Here is a 21,537-nt window from a genome sequence, read left to right as displayed (position 1 = left end):
GGGCATCGGCAAGTCGATATGATGGGCGAGGCGAAAGCCGCCAGCTGTCGTTGCTGATCATCATTGCCTCCTAATTCGATCCCATCTGGGACATCCAGCCACGGCCGGCTCGATTATCCCCGGCCACATCAGATGACGGGAGTGTCGAGCTCTGCGTCTGGGGTGCGGACTGCAACGGCGAAGTCGGCGCCTGAAGATTGGTGTCCAAGCCGATCTCGACGAGATCATGCGGCAGCAATGCGGTTTGCTCGTCGGCTACGATGTTGCTGGTGGTTCCGTCGTTGTTGCGACGCACAATCCTGTAGTTCTTCTGCGCTCTGCCAAGTCCCGGCGCCTCCATGTTCATCTGCGCAAGTTGAGCGTCATAGCCGGCCTGTTCGCCCAGAAGCTGGGCCACCTGAATATCGATCGCTGCCCTGCCGATCGCGAGGTTGACCTGATTCAGCAGCTCCTGGTTTTCGCTGTTCTGCCTGTTGACGATATTGATCTTGGAACGGTCGGCCTCGCTGAGGCCCTGACGAGCCGTGGTCAGGGCGACTTCGAGATCGATCAGAGTACCTTGTGCATCGGCAACCCAGCGGTCGACGGAGACCTGACGGGAATTGCTGACCAACCCTTTGCTCACCAGACTGTTGACGTTGTCCAATTCCTTTTGGGCAAGGTCAATCTGCCGCTTTTGCGAGCTGATCTTGGCCTCGAGTGACTCGACCTGCTGGCCGTAGAGGCGGGTGAGGTCATTCGCCGCTTCGATCTGGCTGTCGATATCGACGCGGCGCAGTCGCATCAGGTTCAATTCCTGTGCCTTCAGCTTGTCCACGTCGGGCGTTCCCACGAGTTCGGCGGGAATCTCGAAGCTCTGCTCGCCGGCGATTTCCGCGCGCAGCCGCGCCTGCCGCATCAAGAGATCGCGCCGGTTGAGGACGGCGGTTCGGTAGGCTCCGGCTGCCTGAATCCGGTCGCGCTCGAAATAGGTATTGTCCTCGCGTTCCCGCAGAAAGCCACCAGCGATGCTGACGGCCTTCATGACAGTCAGCCGCGGTTCAAAAGGATAGCGTCCCGGGGTCTGAACGGTGCCGGTCACAAAGATCGGCGCATGCTCGGCTATCTCCAGGGCGATGTATGGCTTGCCAGGAAGTTCCGCCTTTTCGGCGAGCGCACTGGCGACGGCATCGGCGAGTTCTTCGGTTGTTTTTCCGGACGCCTGTACATGGCCGGCGATTGGGATCGACAGGTCGCCGGTATCGTCGATGGTGTAGACGCCATCGACAGCTTCCCAGCTGGCATAGCGGGAATCCGCGGAACGCCATTCGACGACGCGCAGTCTGACCTTGTCTTCCGGCACGAGGGTGAATGTTTGTGCGTGGGCGACGCTCCGGCCGGTCAGGCAGCAGAAAACCAGCAAGGCGAGGGCCGCGGAGATAACGCGATCGAGCAAGAATGTGGACTGCATTGATCTATCTCCGTTTCGTTGCGATTGGCGGCGAGGGCGCGCGGGAGGGCGGATTGCCGAATTCGAGAATGCGGGATGGCGAGACGCGGCCGGCAAGAAGATCGGTGAGCGCCAGCAAATTGCCGTTCAAACGTCCCCATCGGTCGACCAAGTGGTCGTTGAGCACTATGCCCGATGCGTTCGCCAGGATGTTGCGGCCGATCTGTGCTATTGCACGGCCTTTCGACATCGTGCCCTTGCGGATCAGGTGGACAGGATTGGCAACCTGCGAATAGCCGAGTCTGCGGCCAGGCTGTCGCCCGGATCTGACGCCGAGATGCACTCCGTAGGCGCCTTCAACGCGCACGGATCTGCCGTAATGGGCGATGGACCTGCTGAAATCGACATCCTCAAGCCAGCCATAGAGCGGCAGTTGCTCGTCAAACGCCAGCGCGTGCTCGAGAACGGGGGCGAGGCGAACCGCCATATTGCACCCGTAGGCATTATAGACATCCGACACCCGCTCGGACCCTTCGCCGGCGCTGTGAAGAACCTGCAGGGCCTTCGACATGTCGAGCCCCCCATCGAGGATGCCGTCGGCCAGGACCTCACCGGTGGCAATCGCGACGTCAGATTTCGCTGAAAAGACGGCTGCCATTCGCGACAGAAAGGTTGCGGCCGGAATAAAATCGTCGTCCAGGAAGATCAGAACATCTGTGTCGGCGGCGGACGCCCGGATGATGCTGTTGCGCTGAGAGGTCAGGCCGCGGCTGCCGATAATGATTTCCACGTCGAGACGGTCGGCGAGCCCGGCGGCATCGTCGATCCCCGGCACGCAGACGATCAACCGCTGCGGCTGGTCCGGCAGGCCGGCGAGGTAATTGACCGTTTCCAGCAGGATCGAAGGACGTCCCGCCGAAGCAATTCCGACGGCAATCCGCAATGGCCGGCTCGCGCGCCGGACCATCGCTTCGGTGTCGGAAGAAACAGGCGCCGGTCCGACCAAGCCGTCCTGCCTTGTGGTTTTTGCCGAATGCGCGATCATGGCTGTATGCTCTTCGGCGAGTGGTTGATGACCGCGCCGAGGATCTCCGCGCCGACATTGCGCATCGTCTCGATGACACGCATGGCGTCGTCAATCGAGGTGCGTCCGTGCGAGGCGACCACCAGAACACCGTCGAGCTCCGGCGCGATCGCATTGGCATCCGGCGAAGCAGAGAATGCGGAAATGTCGACAAATATGGTGTCGAATTCCTTTTTCAGCTCGGCGAAGCTCAATTGCGTGCGGCGCGAACTCAGACGAATTGCCGGCGTCACGGTGTCGACCTTGCCGAGCGGAAGGAATTTCAGCGTCGGGCTGAGGGGCAAGGCCGCCGTCTGAATCAGTTCGCCGTTGTCGAGCACGTCGACGAGGCCGCTGGAACTATGGGGCGCAATCGCTTTGCTGAGTGATGATTTCTGCGCGGCCGCATCAATCAGAAGTGTCTTCGCTCCAGATGCCGACGATAGCACGGCAAGTTCGCTTGCGATGGTTGATGCTCCATTGCCGGGATTGACGGCGACCACTCCGATGACGATCCGGCGTTTGCGCCGAAGCCCGACGACCGTTGCGCTCAACTCCGTCATGCCTGGAATAACCGGATAGGCGGCTGTACTGCTGCCCGTGCCGGCGGCGAGGAAAGGCGCCGGCTGGCCGTTGCGTGTTCTTTTTGATGTCGCCAGAACGGTGACGAAGGGCAGACCACAGGTTTCAGCGATCTGATGCGGGCGGACGAGCCGGCGGTCGCTGGCATGTCTTATCATTGCGAGTGCGAGACCCGCGCCAAGGCCGACCGCCGCCGCAAAGGCAACGATGAGCGTGCTGCGCGGTCTCGCCTTCGAAAGAGGCAACATGGCCCGCGAGACGATCGTGGCGTCGGACATCGGGTAGGTGATGCGCTGCTTTGCTTCGGTCAGCTGGTTCAAGGTGTTTTCATAAAGCGTACGGCGGGCATCCGTTGCGCTTTGCAGTTCCGCAAGCTTGAACTGGTCGCGGGGATTGCTCGTGAAGCTCGCCAGGGCGCTGGCGGCTTCCGCCAGCCCTCGCTGTTGCTCGGCCATGAATTTCGCCAGCCAGTCGCTGTATTGGCGGGCGGCGTTGGCCTTCATCGAGATATTCTTCTGGATGTATTGCCTGGCGAGCGTGTCGGCGATGTCGACGGCCTTCTGAGGGGTCGATGCCGCAGCCGATATCTCGATGATCGTCGAGCTTCCGATCCGGCGGATGTCCATCATGTTCAGCAGTTTGGCGGTTGCCCAGTCGTGGAGCCGCTCCTCCTCCGTCTGCGGTTGCGCTTCGCTCGCTCCGTTGCCCGCCGCGTCTTGCGATGGCGTATCCAGTTGTGAGGAAAGCCCTGTCAGCCAATTCTTCGCTCTACCCTGCAGAGAAGGCGTCTGATCGACAAACTCCGGATCACGGACGAGACCAAGCGCCGCCACCGCTCCGCCGACGACATCGCTCGATCTGGCGATCTCCAGCTGTCCTTCGATGAACGCATCTTCGGCGAAAGCCCTCTGTGCTTCAGAGCCGCTCACCTGGGGGAAGATCAAAAGCTGCGTGCTGGCAACGAAGGTCGGTTCGGCAGTCAGCAGGTAGGTTCCGGCGATTGCCAGAAAAGCGATGGTCGTCACGACGATCCAGTGCCAGCGCATTCTCAAAAAGAAGAGCATATCCCGCAGGGTCAGCGGCGAATTCCCGCCGCCAGTGGCTGCTGCAGGCAGGGATATGGCAGAGACACCGCTGAAGATCGTGCTGGAGGTCATGTCGTCCTAATCCAAAATGGGAAATCAAGGAATAACCAGGTAGTGGCGGCTTGGAGGGGACGCGGGAGCGGCGCATTTTCCGATCCCGGTGCTGTCGGCTGTCTCCCCTTGAACGCTCAGTACGATCCGCGCTGCGAAAACAGCGCAGGAATAGTCTTGGCGATGATGACGAAGTCTCGGGCAAGCGACCAGTTGTTGAGATAGTGGACGTCGAGAGAAACCCGGAACTCGTAACTGACGTCGTTGCGCCCGCTGGTCTGCCATTGACCGGTCAGTCCCGGACGGACCGCCATATAGGCCCACATGTGTTCGCCGTAGCGCGGCAGTTCCTCGGCTGTGACCGGCCGGGGTCCGACGAGGCTCATTTCGCCACGGACAATATTAATCAGCTGCGGAAGCTCGTCGATGCTCGAGCGCCTGAGAATATCGCCGACGGCGGTGATCCTGGGGTCGTTCTTCAGCTTGCGCGTCGTTTCCCATTCGCTGCGGGCGGCCGGGTTGTTTTGCAGCAATTCCGTGAGCTGAGCGCTCGCATCGGGCTTCATCGTCCGAAATTTGAGGCACCCGAACGGCGCTCCGCCGAAGCCGATGCGCGTATGGGAATAGAAGACAGGGCCGCGGTCGGAGAGTTTCACGATCATCGCGACGATCAGCAGAAGCGGAGAGAGCAGGATCAGGGCGGTGATCGCAACAAGAAGATCTATCGCACGCTTCGACGAACTACTCGCTGCACGAGGCCGGGTGTCGGGTAAATCGTCACCCTTAGCGGCCCGTCCGACGCGTGACCAAGCCTCAACACTATGTGCTTCCCATGCCATCGCGGTCTCCAAAACATTGCCCGTCAACAACCGTTGAAACCTTGCTGCGCCGCACCCAGATTGTCTGTTACCAAGGTCATAATCGTTAATTAATTCTTTATGCTAGGAAGCCTCACACAGATTTCCGACTGCAGATCTGTGTCATCAATTCTTTTAATTGGCTATATAATCTGCTGTTGGTGATAATTTTGCGCATTAATTCAACAATTGTGTTGATGTCGCAATTTCAATAATTGATGATTTTTAAATCGCTAAGTCGTCTTTATGGGCAATTTTGGCTCGTGTCGTGGAAATTATTAGAGCATTTTAGAATGTCCTATTGTACGTCGGGAGTTCTTCGAATTTCTATGAAGGTAGACTTAAATTTTACGTTAGATAGCACCGATGTTATTTGACTAACGTAGTAATCCAATATAATTGATGCAATGCAGCATGGGTGAGAGACCATTCTAGTATTAGGAGCGAATTGCATGGACGGGATCACACATGCATCTGATCGCAGGCCCGGCATCAGCAAAGCCGCGATCTCGGCCAGCGGCATTCACCTCAACAGTCGCATTGTCATCGAAGACGACTTCCTTTCCTGCCGCTCGAGCGTACGGCGTTTCCGTCGCGGCGAGATCATTGCCGGGGCGGGCGTTCTTGTCGACATGTTCGCTCGCGTGCATTCGGGGGTGGTCAGTGCAAGTACGATGCTGCCTGACGGCAGGGAATTCATCGTCGAGATCATTGCGAAATCAGGTCTGATCGGCGAGCTCGAGGTCTTGCGCCGACAGACATTGAACCTCGAATACCGGGCCGGTTCCAATTGCGAGCTGCACTTCTTCGAGGGCCGGCTGCTGCGGGACATGTATGCCACCGATCCGTGCTTCCGCGAAAAAGTCTTCTCAAGGGCTTTGGCGCGTGTCTCGGAGCTTGAACAAAGAATAATCGCCAATGCGGCGTCGACCCTGCAGGCAAGACTGGCGAGCACGTTGCTGCGGCTCTCGGCTGTTTACGGAAAAGATTCCGCAAACAGCGGCAACGAACTGACTATTTCGCAAAATGATCTGGCCGCGACGTTGCCGGCGTCCCGCGAGAAGGTCAATCAATGCCTACGGCGCCTGCGGGAATGCAAGATTATCGACGGAGGGCAGGGTAGGATCCGAATTCTTAACCGCAAGGCGCTCGAGGCCTGTGCGAATGGCGCGTTTTCGGTGAAGTGATGCACCCGTCGCTTTCCGAGGCCCTCCGATCCGCCGCAAATGTCAGCCGCTTTCCAGGCTCCGGCACGCCAAGGATCGATCGCGTGGTCGTCATCGACGACTACTCGGTGGCCAGGGGCGGGGCGACGGGGCTGGCGGTGCTGTCGGCCAAGCTTTTTCGCGGCCTCGATATTCCCGTGACTTATATTTGCGGGGATGACGCCGCCAATGCGGAGCTCGCTGCCCTCGGGGTCTCGATGGTCGGATTGAACAGCCGCGACCTGCTGAGCGCCGAGCGTGCGAAGGCTTTCGTGACCGGCATTCACAATGGTGCGGCTGCCCGCATGGTCGCGAATTGGATTGCCGCAAAAGATACGGCGAATACCGTCTATCACGTTCATGGCTGGCATCAGATCCTGTCTCCGGCGCTTTTCGGGGCACTGGCTCCGGTCGCGGGACGGTGCGTCGTTCACGCCCATGACTTCTTCACCGCCTGTCCCAACGGCGCCTTTTTCGATTATCAGGCGCAAGAGATCTGCCTTCGTCGTCCGCTCGGTGCCGGCTGCATCGCGACGGCTTGCGACAAGAGAAGTTATTCGCACAAATTGTGGCGGGTCGCCCGCGGCTCGAATATCCTCCGGTTGCTGAGGGCTGAAGCCGATTTCGGCCGGATCATCCTGCTGCATGAGAAGATGGCTGGCTTTCTCGTCGGCGCCGGCTATCGGCCCGAGCGGTTGACGACGATCCGCAACCCCGTCGCCCCCTTGTCGATAGAGCGTGTCGAGGCGGAGGCGAACGACGAGTTTGTCTTCATCGGTCGGCTCGACGAGGAAAAGGGCGTGGAAGACGCCGTGGCCGCCACACGCAGAGCCGGCGCCAGGCTCTGCGTGATTGGGGATGGGCCGCTGATGCCGTTGGTCGCAACTTCCGGCGATCACGTCAGGGCCGTCGGCTGGCAGTCGCATGCGCAGATCGGCACCACCATCCGCAAGGCGTGCGCCCTGTTGATGCCATCGCGCTATCCCGAGCCTTTCGGCCTCGTAGCGATCGAAGCGGCCAGAAGCGGCCTGCCGGTCATCATGTCGCGCAGCGCCTTTCTCGCCGAGGAAATGGAACGCGCCGGTATGGCGTTTGCCTGCGACACGGCTGATGAAGCCGCCTTTGCCGACACACTGACGCGATTTGGCCAAATGCCGAGGCACGAAATCCGCGCCATGAGCGAGCGGGCCTTCCTGATGTCGCCTGATCTCGCTTCGACGCATGAGGAATGGCGCGACGCGCTCCTTGCCGAATATTGCAGCCTGCTTTCGACGAATGCGGTTCCCGAGCTGACAGACGGTGTGGCGACACAAGGAGTATTCCGTTGACCTTTAAAGCAACAACCTCTCTTTCCGACGCAAGGGCATACCTCGGCGATGCGCCCGTGATGGCGAAAAGACGCGTCGTCGAGGCGGGAAGTGTCAAGGAAACCAGGCAACTGCGCGTCGCCATCGTGCATTACTGGCTCGTCTCGATGCGCGGCGGCGAGAAAGTCGTCGAAGAATTGTGCCGCATGTTTCCGCAGGCCGACATCTTCACCCTTGTCTGCAACCGGGATCGCATCAGCGATTTTCTCAAGACGCGGAACATCCGCACGTCCTTTCTGCAGAAGATCCCCGGCGCGCAGAGGCATTACACCAAGATGCTGCCGCTGATGCCCTTCGCGCTCGAACAATTCGATCTGCAGGACTACGATCTCGTGCTGTCGAGCGAATCCGGGCCTGCCAAGGGCATCATTACTCGCGCCGACGCTCTTCATGTCTGTTACTGCCATTCGCCGATGCGCTACATCTGGGATCAGTTCCACGTCTATCGGCATGGTCTGCCCTGGGTGGGACGTGCCTTGATGTCGGTCACCGCGCCGATGCTGCGCGCCTGGGACGTGACGACGTCGTCCCGCGTCGACGTGTTCGTTGCCAATTCCGACTACGTCGCAAACCGCATTCGCCGCTTCTACGATCGGGATTCCATCGTCATCCATCCCCCGGTTGCCACCGATGATTTTTCGGTCGGGAAGGGGAAGGGCGAATTCTATCTCTATGCCGGTCAGCTGACGGCCTACAAGCGGCCGGATATCGCTGTTCGCGCCTGCACCGCGGCCGGGCGTAAGCTCATCGTGATCGGAGAGGGAGAACAGTTGCCCTATCTGAAATCGATCGCCGGCCCGACTGTCCAATTCCTCGGCCATCAGCCGTTCGATGTCCTGCGTGATCACCTCTCGCGATGCCGCGCCCTACTGTTTCCGGGCACGGAGGATTTCGGCATCCTGCCGGTCGAAGCGATGGCATCAGGGCGGCCTGTCCTCGCTTTCGACGCCGGCGGCGCAAGGGAAACGGTATCTTCACCGCAGGTCGGTTTTCGCTTCGCTGAGCAAACCACCGAGGCCTTGCTGGAAACCATGGCGGCGTTCGAAGAGGGGGAGGACGATATCGATCCGCAAGCCATACGCGCGCATTCGCTGAAATTTTCCTCGGCGGTTTTCCGCAATCGGATGGCCGGGCTCATCGAGCAACAGCTCTCCACCCATGCCGACCGGTCCGTCGATGCCTTCAATAGACAACCGGTCTGAGGGCAAGACTGGAGCTGCCTGTCTTGCTGCCGCGATCGAAACCGTCTCAATCTGCCGACGAGGAATAGACAGATCATGTCAAGCCTATCTCAGAGGACGGCGACGGCGAGCATCTGGACGATCAGCGGAAAATTCCTCGCGCGACTGCTGGATTTCGTCAGTCTGCTTGTCCTGGCAAGATTGTTGAGTCCTGCGGATTTCGGATTGGTCGCCATTGCGACGTCGGTTCTGGTCATTATCGAAGCAATCCTGGATCTGCCGTTGACGCAGGCCCTGATGCGTCAGCCGTCCCCCTCCGAGGAGATGTTTGCGACGGCTTTCACGTTGAGCCTGCTGAGAGGGTTGGCCATCAGCCTGCTGATGATGGTCATTTCCTGGCCGATGGCCGTGATCTACGACGATTCCCGACTTTTTGCGCTTGTCACCGTGCTTTCGATCGCGCCCTCCATGCGGAGCATGATCAGTCCTCGCATGGTCCTTTTCATGCAGCGTTTCGATTTCAAACGCGAGTTTGCGCTCGACCTCATCACCAAAGGATCGACGCTGCTGTTCGGGGCAGGGGTGGCCGCGGCGACGGGCAGCTATTGGGGGCTCGCGGTCGGGGCGGTCGCCGGCCCGACCGCGGCGATGATCACCTCCTATGTCTTTGCGCCGATGCAGCCGAAGTTCAGCCTGTCGGAATGGAAGCGTTTCCAGGATATGATCAGCTGGAATACCGTATCGCAGGTGCTGAGCGCAATTAATTGGCAGCTCGACCGGCTGCTTTTGCCGCGTTTTGCCGGGCTGTCGACGTTTGGCGCCTTCAGCGTCGCCGACAATATCGCCGGCATTCCCTATCAGACCTTTGTCGGCCCGTTGCTGCGCCCGCTGATGGCGGCGTTCTCCTCTGTCGAAGATCGTCGCAACCTGGTTGCCGCCTATTTGAAGGCAACGAGCGCAATCACCTTCGTCGCGGCGCCCATTCTTATTGCGCTCGCCTTTCTGGCCGAGCCGACGGTGCGTGTCCTCGTCGGCGAGAAATGGGCATCCGCCGCACCAATTCTGCAATGGCTCTGCCTGGTGAGCCTGCTCGGTCTTCCGACGAACATAGTGCCGGCATTGGCGATGGTCATGGACAAAACCCGTTCCCTCGCCTTGCGGATGTTCGCCGAATTCCTGGTCAGGGTCCCGGTCACCATCCTCGGTATCGTCTATTTCCAGGTGGCGGGTGCGCTCGGCGCGCGCGTTGTGGCGGTTCTCGTCGCTTATGCCGCGTCGCTCATCATCACTCGGCGGTTGATCGGGGCGAGTTTTGCCGCGCAGCTGACTTCCTTTTGCAGGCCTCTGGCCACGAGCCTGCCGATGATCGCTTTCCTGCTCTGGATGGGCCCCAAGCTCGCCGCCATGCCTGCCGGCTTCGGCCTGATCGTCGGCCTGGCGCTTTGCGGCGCGGCGGCGGCGACGATCTTTTGGGTCTTCGCGCTGTTGCTATGGCAGATTCTGGGAAGGCCCGACGGCGTCGAGACCATCGTCGTTCACCGGCTCATGCCGCGACGAAACAGAATTCTCATTTCATGAGAAAGACCGGTGCAGTCCAACGATTATTTTGGCGGTTTCGGAGGAGCGCAATGCGTTACGGCATATCTTCTAAGAGCTTGGGTCTGCTCGTTGTTCTCGGTTTGGGGGCATTGCCCGGCCAGCCTAGTGTCGCCCAGGAACCGATCAACATGAATGCCTATCAGCTGACGTTCGAGGAGAATTTCGACAGTCTCGATGTCTCGGCGTGGGGAGAGAGAAGCTCCCGCTGGATCGCTCATACGCCCTGGAACGGTGATTTCGGCGACGCCCGTTTCACGGATCCGGCGTCCGATTTTCCGTTTACGACCGATCAGGGAATCCTGAAGATCGAAGCGCGTAAGGGAGAGGATGGAACCTGGCGGTCGGGCCTGCTCTCGGCGGTCAACCCGAAAGGCGAAGGCTTCTCGCAGCAGTTCGGCTATTTCGAAGCGAGGATGAAGCTGCCGCCGGGCAAAGGGGTTTGGCCAGCCTTCTGGCTCATCGGGCTCGACCGGTCGAAATACACCGCCGAGATCGACGTGCTGGAATATTATGGACGCGCCCCCTACGAGTTCAGCATGGGCTTTCATGTCTGGCGCCAGGCCCATGGCGGTGAGAATTCCAATGGCGGCTATTGGAAAACCGTCCAGGATGGAATTTTGAACAGCGAGTATCATACCTACGGCGTCGATATCCAGCCCGACAAGACGACCTTCTATCTGGATCGCCAGTACCTGTGGAGCTTCGACACGCCGAAGGAGTTCCATATGCCGTTCTATCCGCTGGTGAATTTGGCGCTCGGCTCGGGTTGGCCGATCGATGAAACGCCAAATCCTTCCATCCTGCTCGTCGACTATATCCACGTTTACAAGCGCAAGCCGGCCGACGCGGCGAATTGAGCGAGCGACCGTTGATCGCTCTATTGCTCGCGGAGGCAACTGAGACCGGTTTGCGCATCGAAGAGATGCATCGCCTCCTCGTCAAAGAAGAGCGTGAGTTTTTCGCCGTCGCGGACCGGTGTGCGCGGCGGCAGGCAGGCCATCAGCCGTTGGTTTCCCGCGAGGGCGGTGACGACGAGCTCCGGGCCGGTCAACTCCGCAACCTCCACGGTTGCCTCGAGCGAAGCCCCGGATCCAGCCGTGCGAAGCGCCTCGGGGCGGATGCCAAGAATGAGATCGCGGCCATCGGCTGCCGCCTTGCCGAAGCGGACGGGCAGAGGCAGGCTGGTATCGGAACCCGAGAGCACCAGTCGATCATCTCGGATCGTTGCCGCCAGCAGGTTCATCGGCGGCGCGCCGACGAAGGTCGCGACATAGAGCGTCGCCGGACTGTTGTAGATCTCTTCCGGCGTGCCCAGCTGTTCGATGCGGCCGTCGCGCATGACGGCGATGCGGCTCGCCAGCGTCATCGCCTCGATCTGGTCATGGGTGACATAGACCACCGTCGTCTTCAGTATCCGGTGCAGCCGCTTGATTTCGGTGCGCATTTCCATGCGCAGCTTGGCGTCGAGGTTGGAGAGCGGCTCGTCGAAGAGGAACACCTCCGGCTTGCGCACCAGCGCGCGGCCGATCGCGACGCGCTGGCGCTGGCCGCCGGAGAGCTGGCTCGGCTTGCGATCGAGAAGATTTTCGATCTGCAGGAGCTTTGCGGCATCGCGCACCGCTTTGTCACGCTCGGGCGTCGGAACTTTACGCATTTCCAGGCCGAAGCCGATATTCCTATGCACCGTCAGATTGGGATAGAGCGCATAGGATTGAAAGACCATGGCGATGTCGCGGTCCTTCGGATGCATGCGGAGCACTGAGCGGCCGCCAATCCTGATGTCACCGCTCGTCGCCTCGGCAAGGCCGGCGATGATGTTCAAGAGCGTTGACTTGCCGCAGCCGGAGGAACCGAGCAGTACGAGGAATTCGCCGCTTTCCAGGGAAATATCGATACCCTTCAGCGTCTCGACGTCGCCATAGGTCTTGCGGATATTTTCGATATCGAGCGCGCTCATGACTGTGGCTCCTGACGAGAGGTCGGGTCGCCATAGCTGCGGGGAAGCGTGGAGATGGCGCGAGAGGCGACCTCGGTTCCGGCCCTCAGGCAAGATATCAAAGGCTCATCCTTTGCCAGGGCTGCGAGAAAGGCGGCATTGAAGACATCGCCGGCGCCGATGGTATCGACTACTGCGACAATAGGCGCAGTCACCGTAGCCAGTTGGCCGTCAGCCCCGATCGCGATTGCGCCATCGGGGCCGCGCTTGACGACGACGATCGCACCTTGCGGCATATGCGAGCTGATGTGCCGGGCGGCTTCGATCGGATCGGCGATGCCGGCAAGCGTCGTCGACTCGACCTCGTTGAGCAGCGCGATGCGGCTGCGAGAAAGCCAGGCCCGTGTCGCAGCGCAATTCTGCTCGGTCCAGCCGTCGAGCGGCCAGCCGGTATCGAGGGCGACGGCGATGTCATGGCTCTCGGCCCAGTCGAAGAAGGCGCCATATTGGCGGGTCAGATCGTCGGTCAGGAAGCCGCCGCAGAGAAGCGCACAGCCGCCGCGCAGCTTTTCGCCGTCGATGACGGCGAAAACATCGGCGAGGCTGAAGCGCGGCAGATGGCCCCGCGTCGTGAAGAAGGTGCGCTCGCCGTCAGGATGGGTGATGCCGACGGAGAGGGTCGTTTGTTCGGGGCGCACCGGCCACTTCGCGGAACGGTGGCCGAAGGCTTCGGCCAGCCAGCGGCCGAACTGGTCGCTGCCGATATTGGCGGCGATCTCGAATTCGACCCCGAGCGCCTGCCAGGCGAGTGCGCTGTTGCCGGCCGATCCCCCGACCCTGAGCTCGTCGTGATCGACGATGATTTCCGTCCCGGCCTTGGGCCAGGGGGCGGCCGGTCCGAGGATCAGGTCAACATTGACGTTGCCGATGACTGCAAGCGGCCGCATTCATTCGCTCCGGGTAATCTTGGTGGATCGAACCGGCGTTCCGGCATTCTCGACGCGGGTGTCGGCAAAGCCGATCATCAGCCGCTGGGCAACCGGCAGCATGGCGAAGATCGCGGCAAGGCCTGTCGCCGGGCGAAAGCGGATTGTGACCGCACCGGCCACCGGAGCTTCTGTCGATGCGTCAAAGAGGATGACGGGAGCGCCGGTCTCGACAGCAGACATCGCCATTGCTGTAACCAGGCCGGCGGTTTCATCCTGGCCGCGGAACAGCACGACGCCGATTTCCGGGCCGAGCATCTCCATCGGACCGTGGCGGAACTGACCGCCTTCGAGCGAGAAGCAGGGGCGGCGCGACAATTCGGTCAATCCCAGGGCCAAGGCCTCGGCAACGCCCTGCAGACGGCGGCCCGAGGTGACGACGGTCGCAACATTTTCAAGTGCGGCGAGGGCGGCGGTGATGTCGTGGTCTTCAGGCGCTTCAAGGACAGCAAGCGCGGCTGCGGGATCTTCGCCGAGCGCGGCAAGGATTGCCAGATGCAGAGCAAAAGTCACCGTCAGACTGCGGGTGGCTGCGAAGGCAAGCTCGGTGCCGCCGCTGCCAACGAGCGATGGGGCGGTTCTTGCCAGGAAGGCGCCGGCTTCAAGCGTCAGGCCGAAAGTGTCCTCGGTGCCGCCGGTCTCGTTGAACCAACGCACGATCTCGGCACTTTGGCCTGATTGCGAGGTGACGAAGATCGTCCTGCCGGCGATCGGCAGCGGCTGGCCGAGCTGCTCGGAGAGCGGCAGGGCGACGGCGTCGATGCCGAGCGCGCGATAGAGCGGCTCGACGGCGCGGTTGACGGCATGTGAGCCGCCCATGCCGATCAGGAGCAGCCGCCCGGTCTTCTCAAGCGAGGCGGCGGCTCTTGCCGCCATCGACCCGGCCGATTGATAAGAGGTGATTGCATCGGCGTGCTGGCGGGCCATTTCGCGATCGATCGCCGCAAGCCCGGCGGGTCGAATTCTTTCTGTTGTCATGTTCATCCCTTGACGCCGCCGCTGGTGAGCCCCGAGATCAGGGCGCGTTGCATGACGAGACCGATCAGCACCGGGGGCAGGGCGGCGAGCACGCCTGCCGTGGCGATCAGTCCGTAATCGGAAACGCGGCCGCCGGCGAGATCAGCGATGGCGACGGTCAGCGTCTTGGCGCGCTGGTCCGAGGTAAAGAGCAGCGCATAGAAAAATTCATCCCAGGCCAGCAGGAAGGCGAAGAGGCTCGAAGTCGCCACCACCGGGGCGGCAAGCGGCAGCGTGATGATCTTCAGCGTCTGAAACAGGCCGGCACCGTCGATCATCGCCGCCGATTCGATCTCGCGCGGGATGGAATCGAAGCCTGATTTCATCAGCCAGGTGGTGAAGGGCGCCAGGATCGTCAGATAGACGAGGGCGAGGCCGAAGACGTTGTTCAGCATCCCGAGATGGGAGAGGCCCATATAGAGCGGCACGGCGAGCGCCACCGGTGGCAGCATGTAGGTGGCGATCACCATCGACAGCGACCAGCCGACGGAAGGTGTGCGCGACACTGCCCAACCGGCGGGAATTGCGAGCGCGATGGCGGCGATCGTCGCCATGCCGGCCACCTCGATGCTGTTGCGCAATGACGAGGTGAAAGCAGCGCCGGCGCTGTTTTCGAGCGTCGACAGCAGCACCTGGTATCGCGAGAAATCAATGGCTTGCGGCCACCAGCGCAGCGGCTTTGCGGCGAGATCAGCCGCCGGCGCGATGCTCATGATGAAAAGCCACAGGATCGGCGCCAGGATGACGGCGGCAAGCAGCAGCGCCGAGAGGTGAATGAAAGCGGAAAAGAGCGGGCTCCGGCGTTCCATCAGACGGCACTCCCGGCGGTCTTGCGCACGAGGGCCGCGTAGCCTGCGGCGAGCAGCGTCACCAGCAGCGTGACGATCAAGGCGAGCGATGCGCCCGAGCCCGCGCGCTGGAAAGAGAAGGCCTCCTGATAGACCAGAATCGAGAGCGTTCGCGTGCTGTTGGCCGGTCCGCCGCGGGTCATGACCCAGATGATGTCGAACACCTTGAAGGCCTCGATCGTGCGCAGCACCAGCGCCACCATCAGCGGGCCGGCGAGATAGGGCAGGATGACGAAGCGGAAGCGGGCGAGCGGGCCGGCGCCATCGACGAGCGACGCCGCGGTGATGTCGCGCGGCACGGCCTGGAGTGCTGCGAGCGCGATCAGCGCCACTAAGGGAAAATTTTTCCAGCAGTCGGCGACGATGAGGGCGGCGAGCGCCGTGCCGGGTTCGCCCAGCCAGGAACGATAGGCGTCGAGCAGGCCGAGCTGGGTCAGCGCGGCGTTCAGCGCGCCATATTCCGGATTGTAGATCAGCCGCCAGAGCGTGGCATTGACGACGGTCGGCAGCGCCCAGGGCAGGATCATCAGGGCGCGGAGCGCGGTGCGGCCACGGAATTGCTGGTTCAGCAACAGAGCCGCAAGGACGCCGATCACCATTTCGGCGGCAACCGAGACGATCGCGAACCATGCGGTGGTGATCAGGGTGCGCTGGAAATTCGAGCCGGAGAGCATCTTCACGTAATTGTCGAGGCCGACGAAGCTTCCCTCGGTGCCGACGAGCTTGGCATCGGTGAAGGAGAGGCCGACGGTATCGACCAGCGGCCAGCCGATGACCGAGATCATGACCACGAGAAGCGGCAGCATCAACAGCCACGCGCGCGTTGTCAGCCATGTGCCCGACATCGAGGCGACCCTTTTTCATTCATAGGTTATTGGAATCGAGCCGGGCGACGACAGGACGCCGCCCGGGGTTTATGTCGGACTCAGAGGCCGCTGTTTTCGGCGGCCGACTTCAGCGCATCCTCAGGCGTCGACTGGCCAAGTAGCGATTCCTGGATCGCCTGCTGCAGCGCCGTCGAAAGCTCCTGATATTTCGGCGTCGTCGGGCGCGGATACATGGCGGCAAGGCCGACCTTGGCGGCCGAGATCAGTTCTTCCTGGCCCTTGGTAACGGCCGGGTCCGCGTAGGAGGAGGCCCAGATCGGCAGGCTGAGCTTGGCGTAGGCGTTCTGTGTCGCCTGTGAGGTCATGAAGGTGATGTATTTCCAGGCCTCGTCGGGATGCTGGCTGGCGGAAGTGATGCCGAGGCCCATCGAGCCGTTGACGGCCGAAGCCTCGCTCTTGCCGGCGACACCCGGCGCCGGCACGACGCCGACCTTGCCCGCGACCTTGCTGTCCTTCGGGTCGTTGGCCATGTTGTACATGTAGGTCCAGTTGAGCGCGAAGGCGGCATCGCCGTTTTCGAAGACTTTGCGGACGTCCTCTTCCAGGAACTCCTTGGAGTTCGGATTGGTCAGGCCGGACGTATAGCTGGCCACCATATATTTCAGGGCGTCAAGACCGCCACCGCTCTGGAAGGCAGGTTTGCCGTCCTTCAGGAAATCTCCGCCATAGGCACTGACGAGGGTGGTGTAATCGCAGATCGCCGCTTCGGCCTGCGACCAACTCCAGGCGATCGGGGTGGCGAGCAGACCCTTGTCCTTGATCGCTTTTGCCTGCTCGGTCAGCTCGTCCCAGGTTTTCGGCGGCGCCTTGATGCCGGCCTTTTCGAGGATCTCCTTGTTGTAGAACAGGTATTTTGTGTCGAGGATCCACGGCATGCCGTAATATTTGCCGTCATATTGCACAGTGGTCCAGGCACCCGGCAGCACGCCCTTCTTCATCTCCTCCGTGATGCGGGAGGAGACGTCGACCAGCACCTTGTTGCTGGCGTATTCGGCCGGCCAGATGACGTCGAAAAGGACGACGTCATAGCCGCCGCCGGAACCCTGCGCCAGCACTGTCTTGTCGTGCAGCCCCTCATAGGGAACGAATTCGAGATTGACCTTGATGTCAGGGTTTGCCTTGGCGAAGGCGTCGGTCATGGCGCGCACATCGGCCTCGCTGTAAGCGGCCTGCGCCATGAACAGCGCGTTCAGCGTCGTTTCGGCGAAAGCATGCGGTGCAAGGGACGCGCCGATCAAGGCCGCACCCAGAAGCGTCTTGGTAAGGGATTTCAGCATTGCAGCCTCCAGTTTTTGACATTTACGCATGGCCGAGGGCGGATTTTCCGCCATCGGTTTTCGAGAAGGCACGCGTGAAACAAAACGTGCCGGTTGGTCATCTCGGAGCGTCGTTGGAAGCCCTGTGCGGCTTCCTGCGTTCCCTGGAACTCTTCGGTCCCTTATTAAGTCAATTGTCTTGACTTATTACTTCTTCAACATTCTACTGGAGTCAAGAGGCAATTGCACATGAATGACAGCAGGCCGATCAGGGCCAAGAGCGGCACCAATCACGAAGGCACCAGCGCGCATAACCGGCGCGTGATGATCGATGCCTTGAGGATCAACGGTGCGCTCTCGCGCGCCGATCTGGCGCGGGCGACGCGGCTGACCAAGCAGACTGTGTCGAATATCATCGAGGAACTCGAGCGCGACGGTCTCGTCAGTTCGCAGGAGGCGGTGCGAAAGGGGAGGGGCCAGCCCTCGACGCCGTATCGGCTCGTTCCCGAGGGCGCCTTTGCGATCGGCCTGCAGATCGACCGGCACGTGACGCGGGCGGTCGCCGTCGATCTCGTCGGCAGCGTTCTCGTGCGCGCCGAGGCCGTTCTGCCGCCGGGAGGCCCGTCGACAGGAACGAAGGTCATTCTCGATCTCGTCGCCAGTGTGCGGTTAAAGCTCGCCGGGATCGTTCGGCAATCCGAGAAGCGGCTGGTCGGCCTCGGCGTCGCGATGCCAGGTCCCTTCGGGATCGACGGCAGCGGCGACGATCCGTGGATGATGGAGGCTTGGCAGAAGTTTCCGCTGCTGGACACGCTGACCGCCGGCACCGGGCTCGACGTCGGTCTGCAGAACGATGCGGCAGCGGCCGCGACTGCGGAGCGTATGGTGGGGGCCGCGCATGGCCTCGACCATGCCGTCTGCCTGTTCGTCGGCTACGGCATTGGCGCCGGTCTCATCCTGAACGGCGAACTCTATCGCGGCGCCAACGGCAATGCCGGCGAAATCGGCATGGCACTGCTCTTTGCCGATGGCAAATCGACCCCGCTCGAACACCGCGCCTCGCTCGCCTCGCTCTACCAATATCTCTCGGCCGATCCCGCCGATCCCGATCTGCATGCACACATCAATGACCTCGCCTCGGGGGGCGATCCAGGCATCGACACCTGGATCGAAACGGCGGCTGCTGACCTGCGCTGGAGCATCCATCTGATCGAAACGATCTTCGATCCGCAGACGGTAATCCTCTGCGGCAGCGCGCCCGAGGCATTGGTCAACAGGTTGATTGCGGCCATCGGCCCGCTGCTGCCCTCGATCGCCGAACGGCGCGGCCGGACGCTGCCGCGGCTGCAGCCCGGCATGGCCGATCCTTGGTCGGTGGCGCTCGGGGCGGCCGCTGGACCAATCGGTCGGGCATTCGATCCGCATTTTGCTGCAATTTTGAAGGATTCCCGCTGATTTCGAGCCTGAAACCAGGCGTTGCGCAGCAGTGCAGCGGCAGAAAAGTGGCGCTCTTTGTAAGTTTCAAGCGACCATTGCCAGCGAATTAAGAGGCGCGATCGAAGTATAGTCAAATATTGAAAATCATTGAAATTTATAGGAATTCTGGTATAGATATAATTATTCGGCAGTGCGCTGGGGTGGTTGGCGAGGCTTCTCTCAATATAGCCTTCAGCCGTGGCAAATAACATCCGCATGAAGGTTTCGTGACGGTACGATTTCGGTTGTTTCATGTCATGGAATATTCATTGGCCGCGGCAATTTGGACCAGCTAATAGGGCGTGCGCTGAAAGTGCGCGTCTCTTTTACGTTCGAGGTTCTCATGCAAGCCAAGCTTCTCGGCGCCGTTGGCGCCCTTCTCGCTACAGCGTTTCTTGCTGGTCCCGCTGCCGCCGCCGATAAGACCAAGATCGACTTCTGGTTCGGCAATTCCGGTGATATCGCGAAGCGTGTCCAGGAACAGTGCGATCGCTTCAACCAGTCGCAGGGAGACTACGAAGTCGTCTGCACCAGCCACGGTAGCTACGATGCTTCCCTGCAGAATACGATTGCCGCTTTCCGCGCCGGCAAGCAGCCGACGATCGCTCAGGTCTCCGACGCCGGCACCCTCGACATCATGCTCTCCGGCGCCTTCTATCCGGCAAACCAGCTGATGACCGACATGGGCTACACGGTCGACTGGAAGGATTACTTCTCCGGCATCGCAAACTATTATGCGACGTCCAAGGGCGAGATGTATTCCTTCCCCTTCAACTCGTCGACCGCTCTGCTCTACTGGAACAAGGACGCCTTCGCCAAGATCGGCAAGGACCATGCTCCGGCCACCTGGCAGGAAGCCGGCGAAGATTTCAAGGCTCTGAAGGATGCCGGTTATGCCTGCCCGCTCGCCTTCGACATCTCCAACAATGAAGTCTGGCAGTACGTCGAGCAGTTCGAAGCCGTTAACGGCGAAGCGATCGCCACGAAGAAGAACGGCTTCGAAGGCCTCGACGCCGAGCTGGTGTTCAACAAGAATCCGCTTCTCGTCAGCTACATCAAGGACCTCAAGTCCTGGTACGACAACAAGCTCGCCGTCATCAAGAACAAGGCCGTCGGCCAGACCTTCGTCGAAGCGTTCGCTGCCGGCGATTGCCAGGTCATCCTGACCTCGGTCGGCGACCACGGCAATATCGGCCGTACCGCCAAGCAGGGCATGAACTGGGGCGTTTCGATGCTCCCGACCTACGGCAACGCAACCCGCCACAGCTCATTCGTCGGCGGCGCTTCGCTCTGGGTTCTGAAGGGCCACACCGACGCCGAATACAAGGCTGCGGCCGCCTTCTTCAACTTCATCGCCAAGCCGGAAGAAGCGCTGACTTGGTCGACCGTCACCGGCTACATCCCGGTTCGTAATTCCGGCTTCGAATATCTGAAGAAGCAGGGCTTCTACGACAAGGCTCCCTATGCCGGCCGCGAACTGGCGATCCAGAGCCTGACCGCATCGCCTGCCGGCGATACGGCTCCGCACGGCATCCGCCTCGGCGGCCTACTGCAGGTCCGCACCGAAATCGCCAACGGCCTGCAGGCGATCTTCGTCAACAATGCCGACGTCCAGGCTTCGCTCGATGGCGCTGCCGATCGCGGCAACCAGCTGCTGCGCCGCTTCCAGCAGACTTACAAGAACGTTCAGCTTCCCTGATCGCCTGACATGCGCCGCACCCGGCCGCCTTGCGCGCGCCGGGTGCGTCTTTGTAAGCTCTCCTCATCAGTCGCGGATGCGCACTGTCGTCCGCGCCCAAACAAACCAGGCGAAAACGACCACTCATGGAAAAGCGCGTCACTTTCTCCTCGACGACGATCGGACTGCTCTTCGCCTTTCCGATGCTGCTGCTGATTTTCGTCTTCTTCTATTGGCCGAGTGCGCAGGCGCTCTATTGGGCGTTCACGCTCGAGCAGCCATGGGGCGGCGGCAATGCCTGGGTCGGTTTCGACAATTTCAAGCAACTGCTCAGCGATCCCATCTATTGGGAGTCGATCACCCGCAGCATGATCTTCGGCTTCAGCTCGACGGCGATCGCCATGGGAATGGCCCTCATCCTAGCGCTGTTGACGGACCGTGAACTGCGCGGCCACAAAATCTACCGGTCGGTCTTCATCTGGCCTTACGCGATTGCCGCGCCCGCCCTCGGCCTTGCCTTCCGCTTCATCCTGGCGCCGGAGGCCGGTCTTCTCTCCGTCATCAATCATGTCTGGCCCGGCCTCTGGAACCCGGCACTCGACGGCAAGGACGCGATGATCGCCGTCATCATCGCCTTTTCCTGGAAATATATCGGCTATAATTTCATCTTCTTCCTTTCGGCCCTTCAGGGCATTCCGCGCTCGCTGATCGAGGCCGCGGCCATGGACGGCTCGGGGCCGCTGCGCCGCATGTGGGACCTGCAATTGCCGCTGCTGACGCCGACATTGTTTTTCCTGCTCGTCATCAACATCACCGAAAGCTTCCAGGATTCCTTCGGCATCGTCGACGTCATGACCCAGGGCGGACCGGCGCGCGCGACCGAGCTCATGGTCTACAAGATCTATTTCGACGGTTTCAGGGGGCTCGATTATTCGGGTGCGGCCGCCCAGTCGATCATCCTGATGGCGCTCGTCGTCCTTCTCACCATCTTCCAGTTCCGCTTCATCGAGCGGCGCGTGCACTACAAGTGAGGT

Annotated in this window: 18 protein-coding genes; 8 read left to right on the top strand and 10 right to left on the bottom strand. The window is 61.0% G+C overall.

Going from position 1 to position 21,537, the window contains the following annotated elements; all coding sequences use genetic code 11:
* Nucleotides 1-70: 70 nt before the first annotated feature.
* From Tal182_RS18425 to Tal182_RS18410, 4 genes are all read right to left on the bottom strand, one after another.
* The gene (locus tag Tal182_RS18425) at nucleotides 71-1,450 is read right to left on the bottom strand and encodes a polysaccharide biosynthesis/export family protein (RefSeq protein WP_085860343.1); all 1,380 of its coding nucleotides are present in this window, start codon (nucleotides 1,448-1,450) and stop codon (nucleotides 71-73) included.
* 4 nt (nucleotides 1,451-1,454) lie between these two features.
* Nucleotides 1,455-2,474, bottom strand: coding sequence for a glycosyltransferase (locus tag Tal182_RS18420; protein WP_082929680.1), 1,020 nt, complete (start codon nucleotides 2,472-2,474; stop codon nucleotides 1,455-1,457).
* On the bottom strand, nucleotides 2,471-4,231 hold the full coding sequence (locus Tal182_RS18415) for a tyrosine-protein kinase domain-containing protein (RefSeq protein WP_085860342.1): 1,761 nt from the start codon (nucleotides 4,229-4,231) through the stop codon (nucleotides 2,471-2,473). The genes Tal182_RS18420 and Tal182_RS18415 overlap by 4 nt, the downstream gene beginning before the upstream one ends.
* Before the next feature lie 116 nt (nucleotides 4,232-4,347).
* Nucleotides 4,348-5,049, bottom strand: a complete 702-nt coding sequence (locus Tal182_RS18410; RefSeq protein ID WP_085860341.1) for a sugar transferase — start codon at nucleotides 5,047-5,049, stop codon at nucleotides 4,348-4,350.
* A gap of 470 nt (nucleotides 5,050-5,519) precedes the next feature.
* On the opposite strand from Tal182_RS18410, the gene Tal182_RS18405 reads away from it, so the two are divergent.
* From Tal182_RS18405 to Tal182_RS18385, 5 genes are all read left to right on the top strand, one after another.
* Complete coding sequence (locus Tal182_RS18405; protein ID WP_085860340.1) at nucleotides 5,520-6,254, top strand: Crp/Fnr family transcriptional regulator; 735 nt, start codon at nucleotides 5,520-5,522, stop codon at nucleotides 6,252-6,254.
* A complete protein-coding gene (locus Tal182_RS18400) occupies nucleotides 6,254-7,600 on the top strand; it encodes a glycosyltransferase (protein ID WP_085860339.1) in 1,347 nt (448 codons plus the stop codon). Before Tal182_RS18405 ends, Tal182_RS18400 begins: the two co-directional genes overlap by 1 nt.
* Nucleotides 7,597-8,841 (top strand): glycosyltransferase family 4 protein, encoded by a 1,245-nt coding sequence (locus tag Tal182_RS18395; RefSeq protein WP_085860338.1) that lies wholly within the window; start codon nucleotides 7,597-7,599, stop codon nucleotides 8,839-8,841. The genes Tal182_RS18400 and Tal182_RS18395 overlap by 4 nt, the downstream gene beginning before the upstream one ends.
* A 75-nt stretch (nucleotides 8,842-8,916) precedes the next feature.
* Nucleotides 8,917-10,398, top strand: coding sequence for a lipopolysaccharide biosynthesis protein (locus tag Tal182_RS18390; protein WP_064804625.1), 1,482 nt, complete (start codon nucleotides 8,917-8,919; stop codon nucleotides 10,396-10,398).
* Nucleotides 10,399-10,448: 50 nt separating this feature from the next.
* Nucleotides 10,449-11,276 (top strand): glycoside hydrolase family 16 protein, encoded by an 828-nt coding sequence (locus Tal182_RS18385; protein ID WP_085860337.1) that lies wholly within the window; start codon nucleotides 10,449-10,451, stop codon nucleotides 11,274-11,276.
* A gap of 20 nt (nucleotides 11,277-11,296) precedes the next feature.
* On the opposite strand, the gene ugpC is transcribed toward Tal182_RS18385, so the two are convergent.
* From ugpC to Tal182_RS18355, 6 genes are all read right to left on the bottom strand, one after another.
* Entirely contained in the window at nucleotides 11,297-12,376 is a 1,080-nt protein-coding gene (gene ugpC, locus Tal182_RS18380) for a sn-glycerol-3-phosphate ABC transporter ATP-binding protein UgpC (RefSeq protein ID WP_085860336.1), read from the bottom strand.
* Entirely contained in the window at nucleotides 12,373-13,302 is a 930-nt protein-coding gene (locus Tal182_RS18375) for a PfkB family carbohydrate kinase (RefSeq protein ID WP_085860335.1), read from the bottom strand. The genes ugpC and Tal182_RS18375 overlap by 4 nt, the downstream gene beginning before the upstream one ends.
* Nucleotides 13,303-14,325 (bottom strand): SIS domain-containing protein, encoded by a 1,023-nt coding sequence (locus tag Tal182_RS18370; protein ID WP_085860334.1) that lies wholly within the window; start codon nucleotides 14,323-14,325, stop codon nucleotides 13,303-13,305.
* A complete protein-coding gene (locus Tal182_RS18365) occupies nucleotides 14,322-15,167 on the bottom strand; it encodes a carbohydrate ABC transporter permease (protein WP_064804615.1) in 846 nt (281 codons plus the stop codon). The genes Tal182_RS18370 and Tal182_RS18365 overlap by 4 nt, the downstream gene beginning before the upstream one ends.
* The gene (locus Tal182_RS18360; RefSeq protein WP_064811198.1) at nucleotides 15,167-16,051 is read right to left on the bottom strand and encodes a sugar ABC transporter permease; all 885 of its coding nucleotides are present in this window, start codon (nucleotides 16,049-16,051) and stop codon (nucleotides 15,167-15,169) included. The genes Tal182_RS18365 and Tal182_RS18360 overlap by 1 nt, the downstream gene beginning before the upstream one ends.
* An 80-nt stretch (nucleotides 16,052-16,131) precedes the next feature.
* Nucleotides 16,132-17,370, bottom strand: coding sequence for an extracellular solute-binding protein (locus Tal182_RS18355; protein WP_085860333.1), 1,239 nt, complete (start codon nucleotides 17,368-17,370; stop codon nucleotides 16,132-16,134).
* 228 nt (nucleotides 17,371-17,598) lie between these two features.
* Between Tal182_RS18355 and Tal182_RS18350 the strand changes: the two genes are divergently transcribed.
* The 3 genes from Tal182_RS18350 (at nucleotide 17,599) to Tal182_RS18340 (ending at nucleotide 21,534) form a co-directional block, all read left to right on the top strand.
* A complete protein-coding gene (locus tag Tal182_RS18350; RefSeq protein ID WP_010023209.1) occupies nucleotides 17,599-18,804 on the top strand; it encodes an ROK family transcriptional regulator in 1,206 nt (401 codons plus the stop codon).
* A gap of 364 nt (nucleotides 18,805-19,168) precedes the next feature.
* Complete coding sequence (locus tag Tal182_RS18345; protein WP_085860332.1) at nucleotides 19,169-20,524, top strand: extracellular solute-binding protein; 1,356 nt, start codon at nucleotides 19,169-19,171, stop codon at nucleotides 20,522-20,524.
* A 125-nt stretch (nucleotides 20,525-20,649) separates the two neighbouring features.
* Entirely contained in the window at nucleotides 20,650-21,534 is an 885-nt protein-coding gene (locus Tal182_RS18340; RefSeq protein ID WP_012485023.1) for a sugar ABC transporter permease, read from the top strand.
* The last annotated feature ends 3 nt before the right edge of the window (nucleotides 21,535-21,537 follow it).

The sequence above is a fragment of the Rhizobium sp. TAL182 genome (assembly GCF_002117725.1).
In the GTDB taxonomy this organism is placed as follows: Bacteria; Pseudomonadota; Alphaproteobacteria; order Rhizobiales; family Rhizobiaceae; genus Rhizobium; species Rhizobium esperanzae.
The sequence above is the reverse complement of the archived record's forward strand: the minus strand, read 5'-3'. Positions and strand labels throughout refer to the sequence as shown.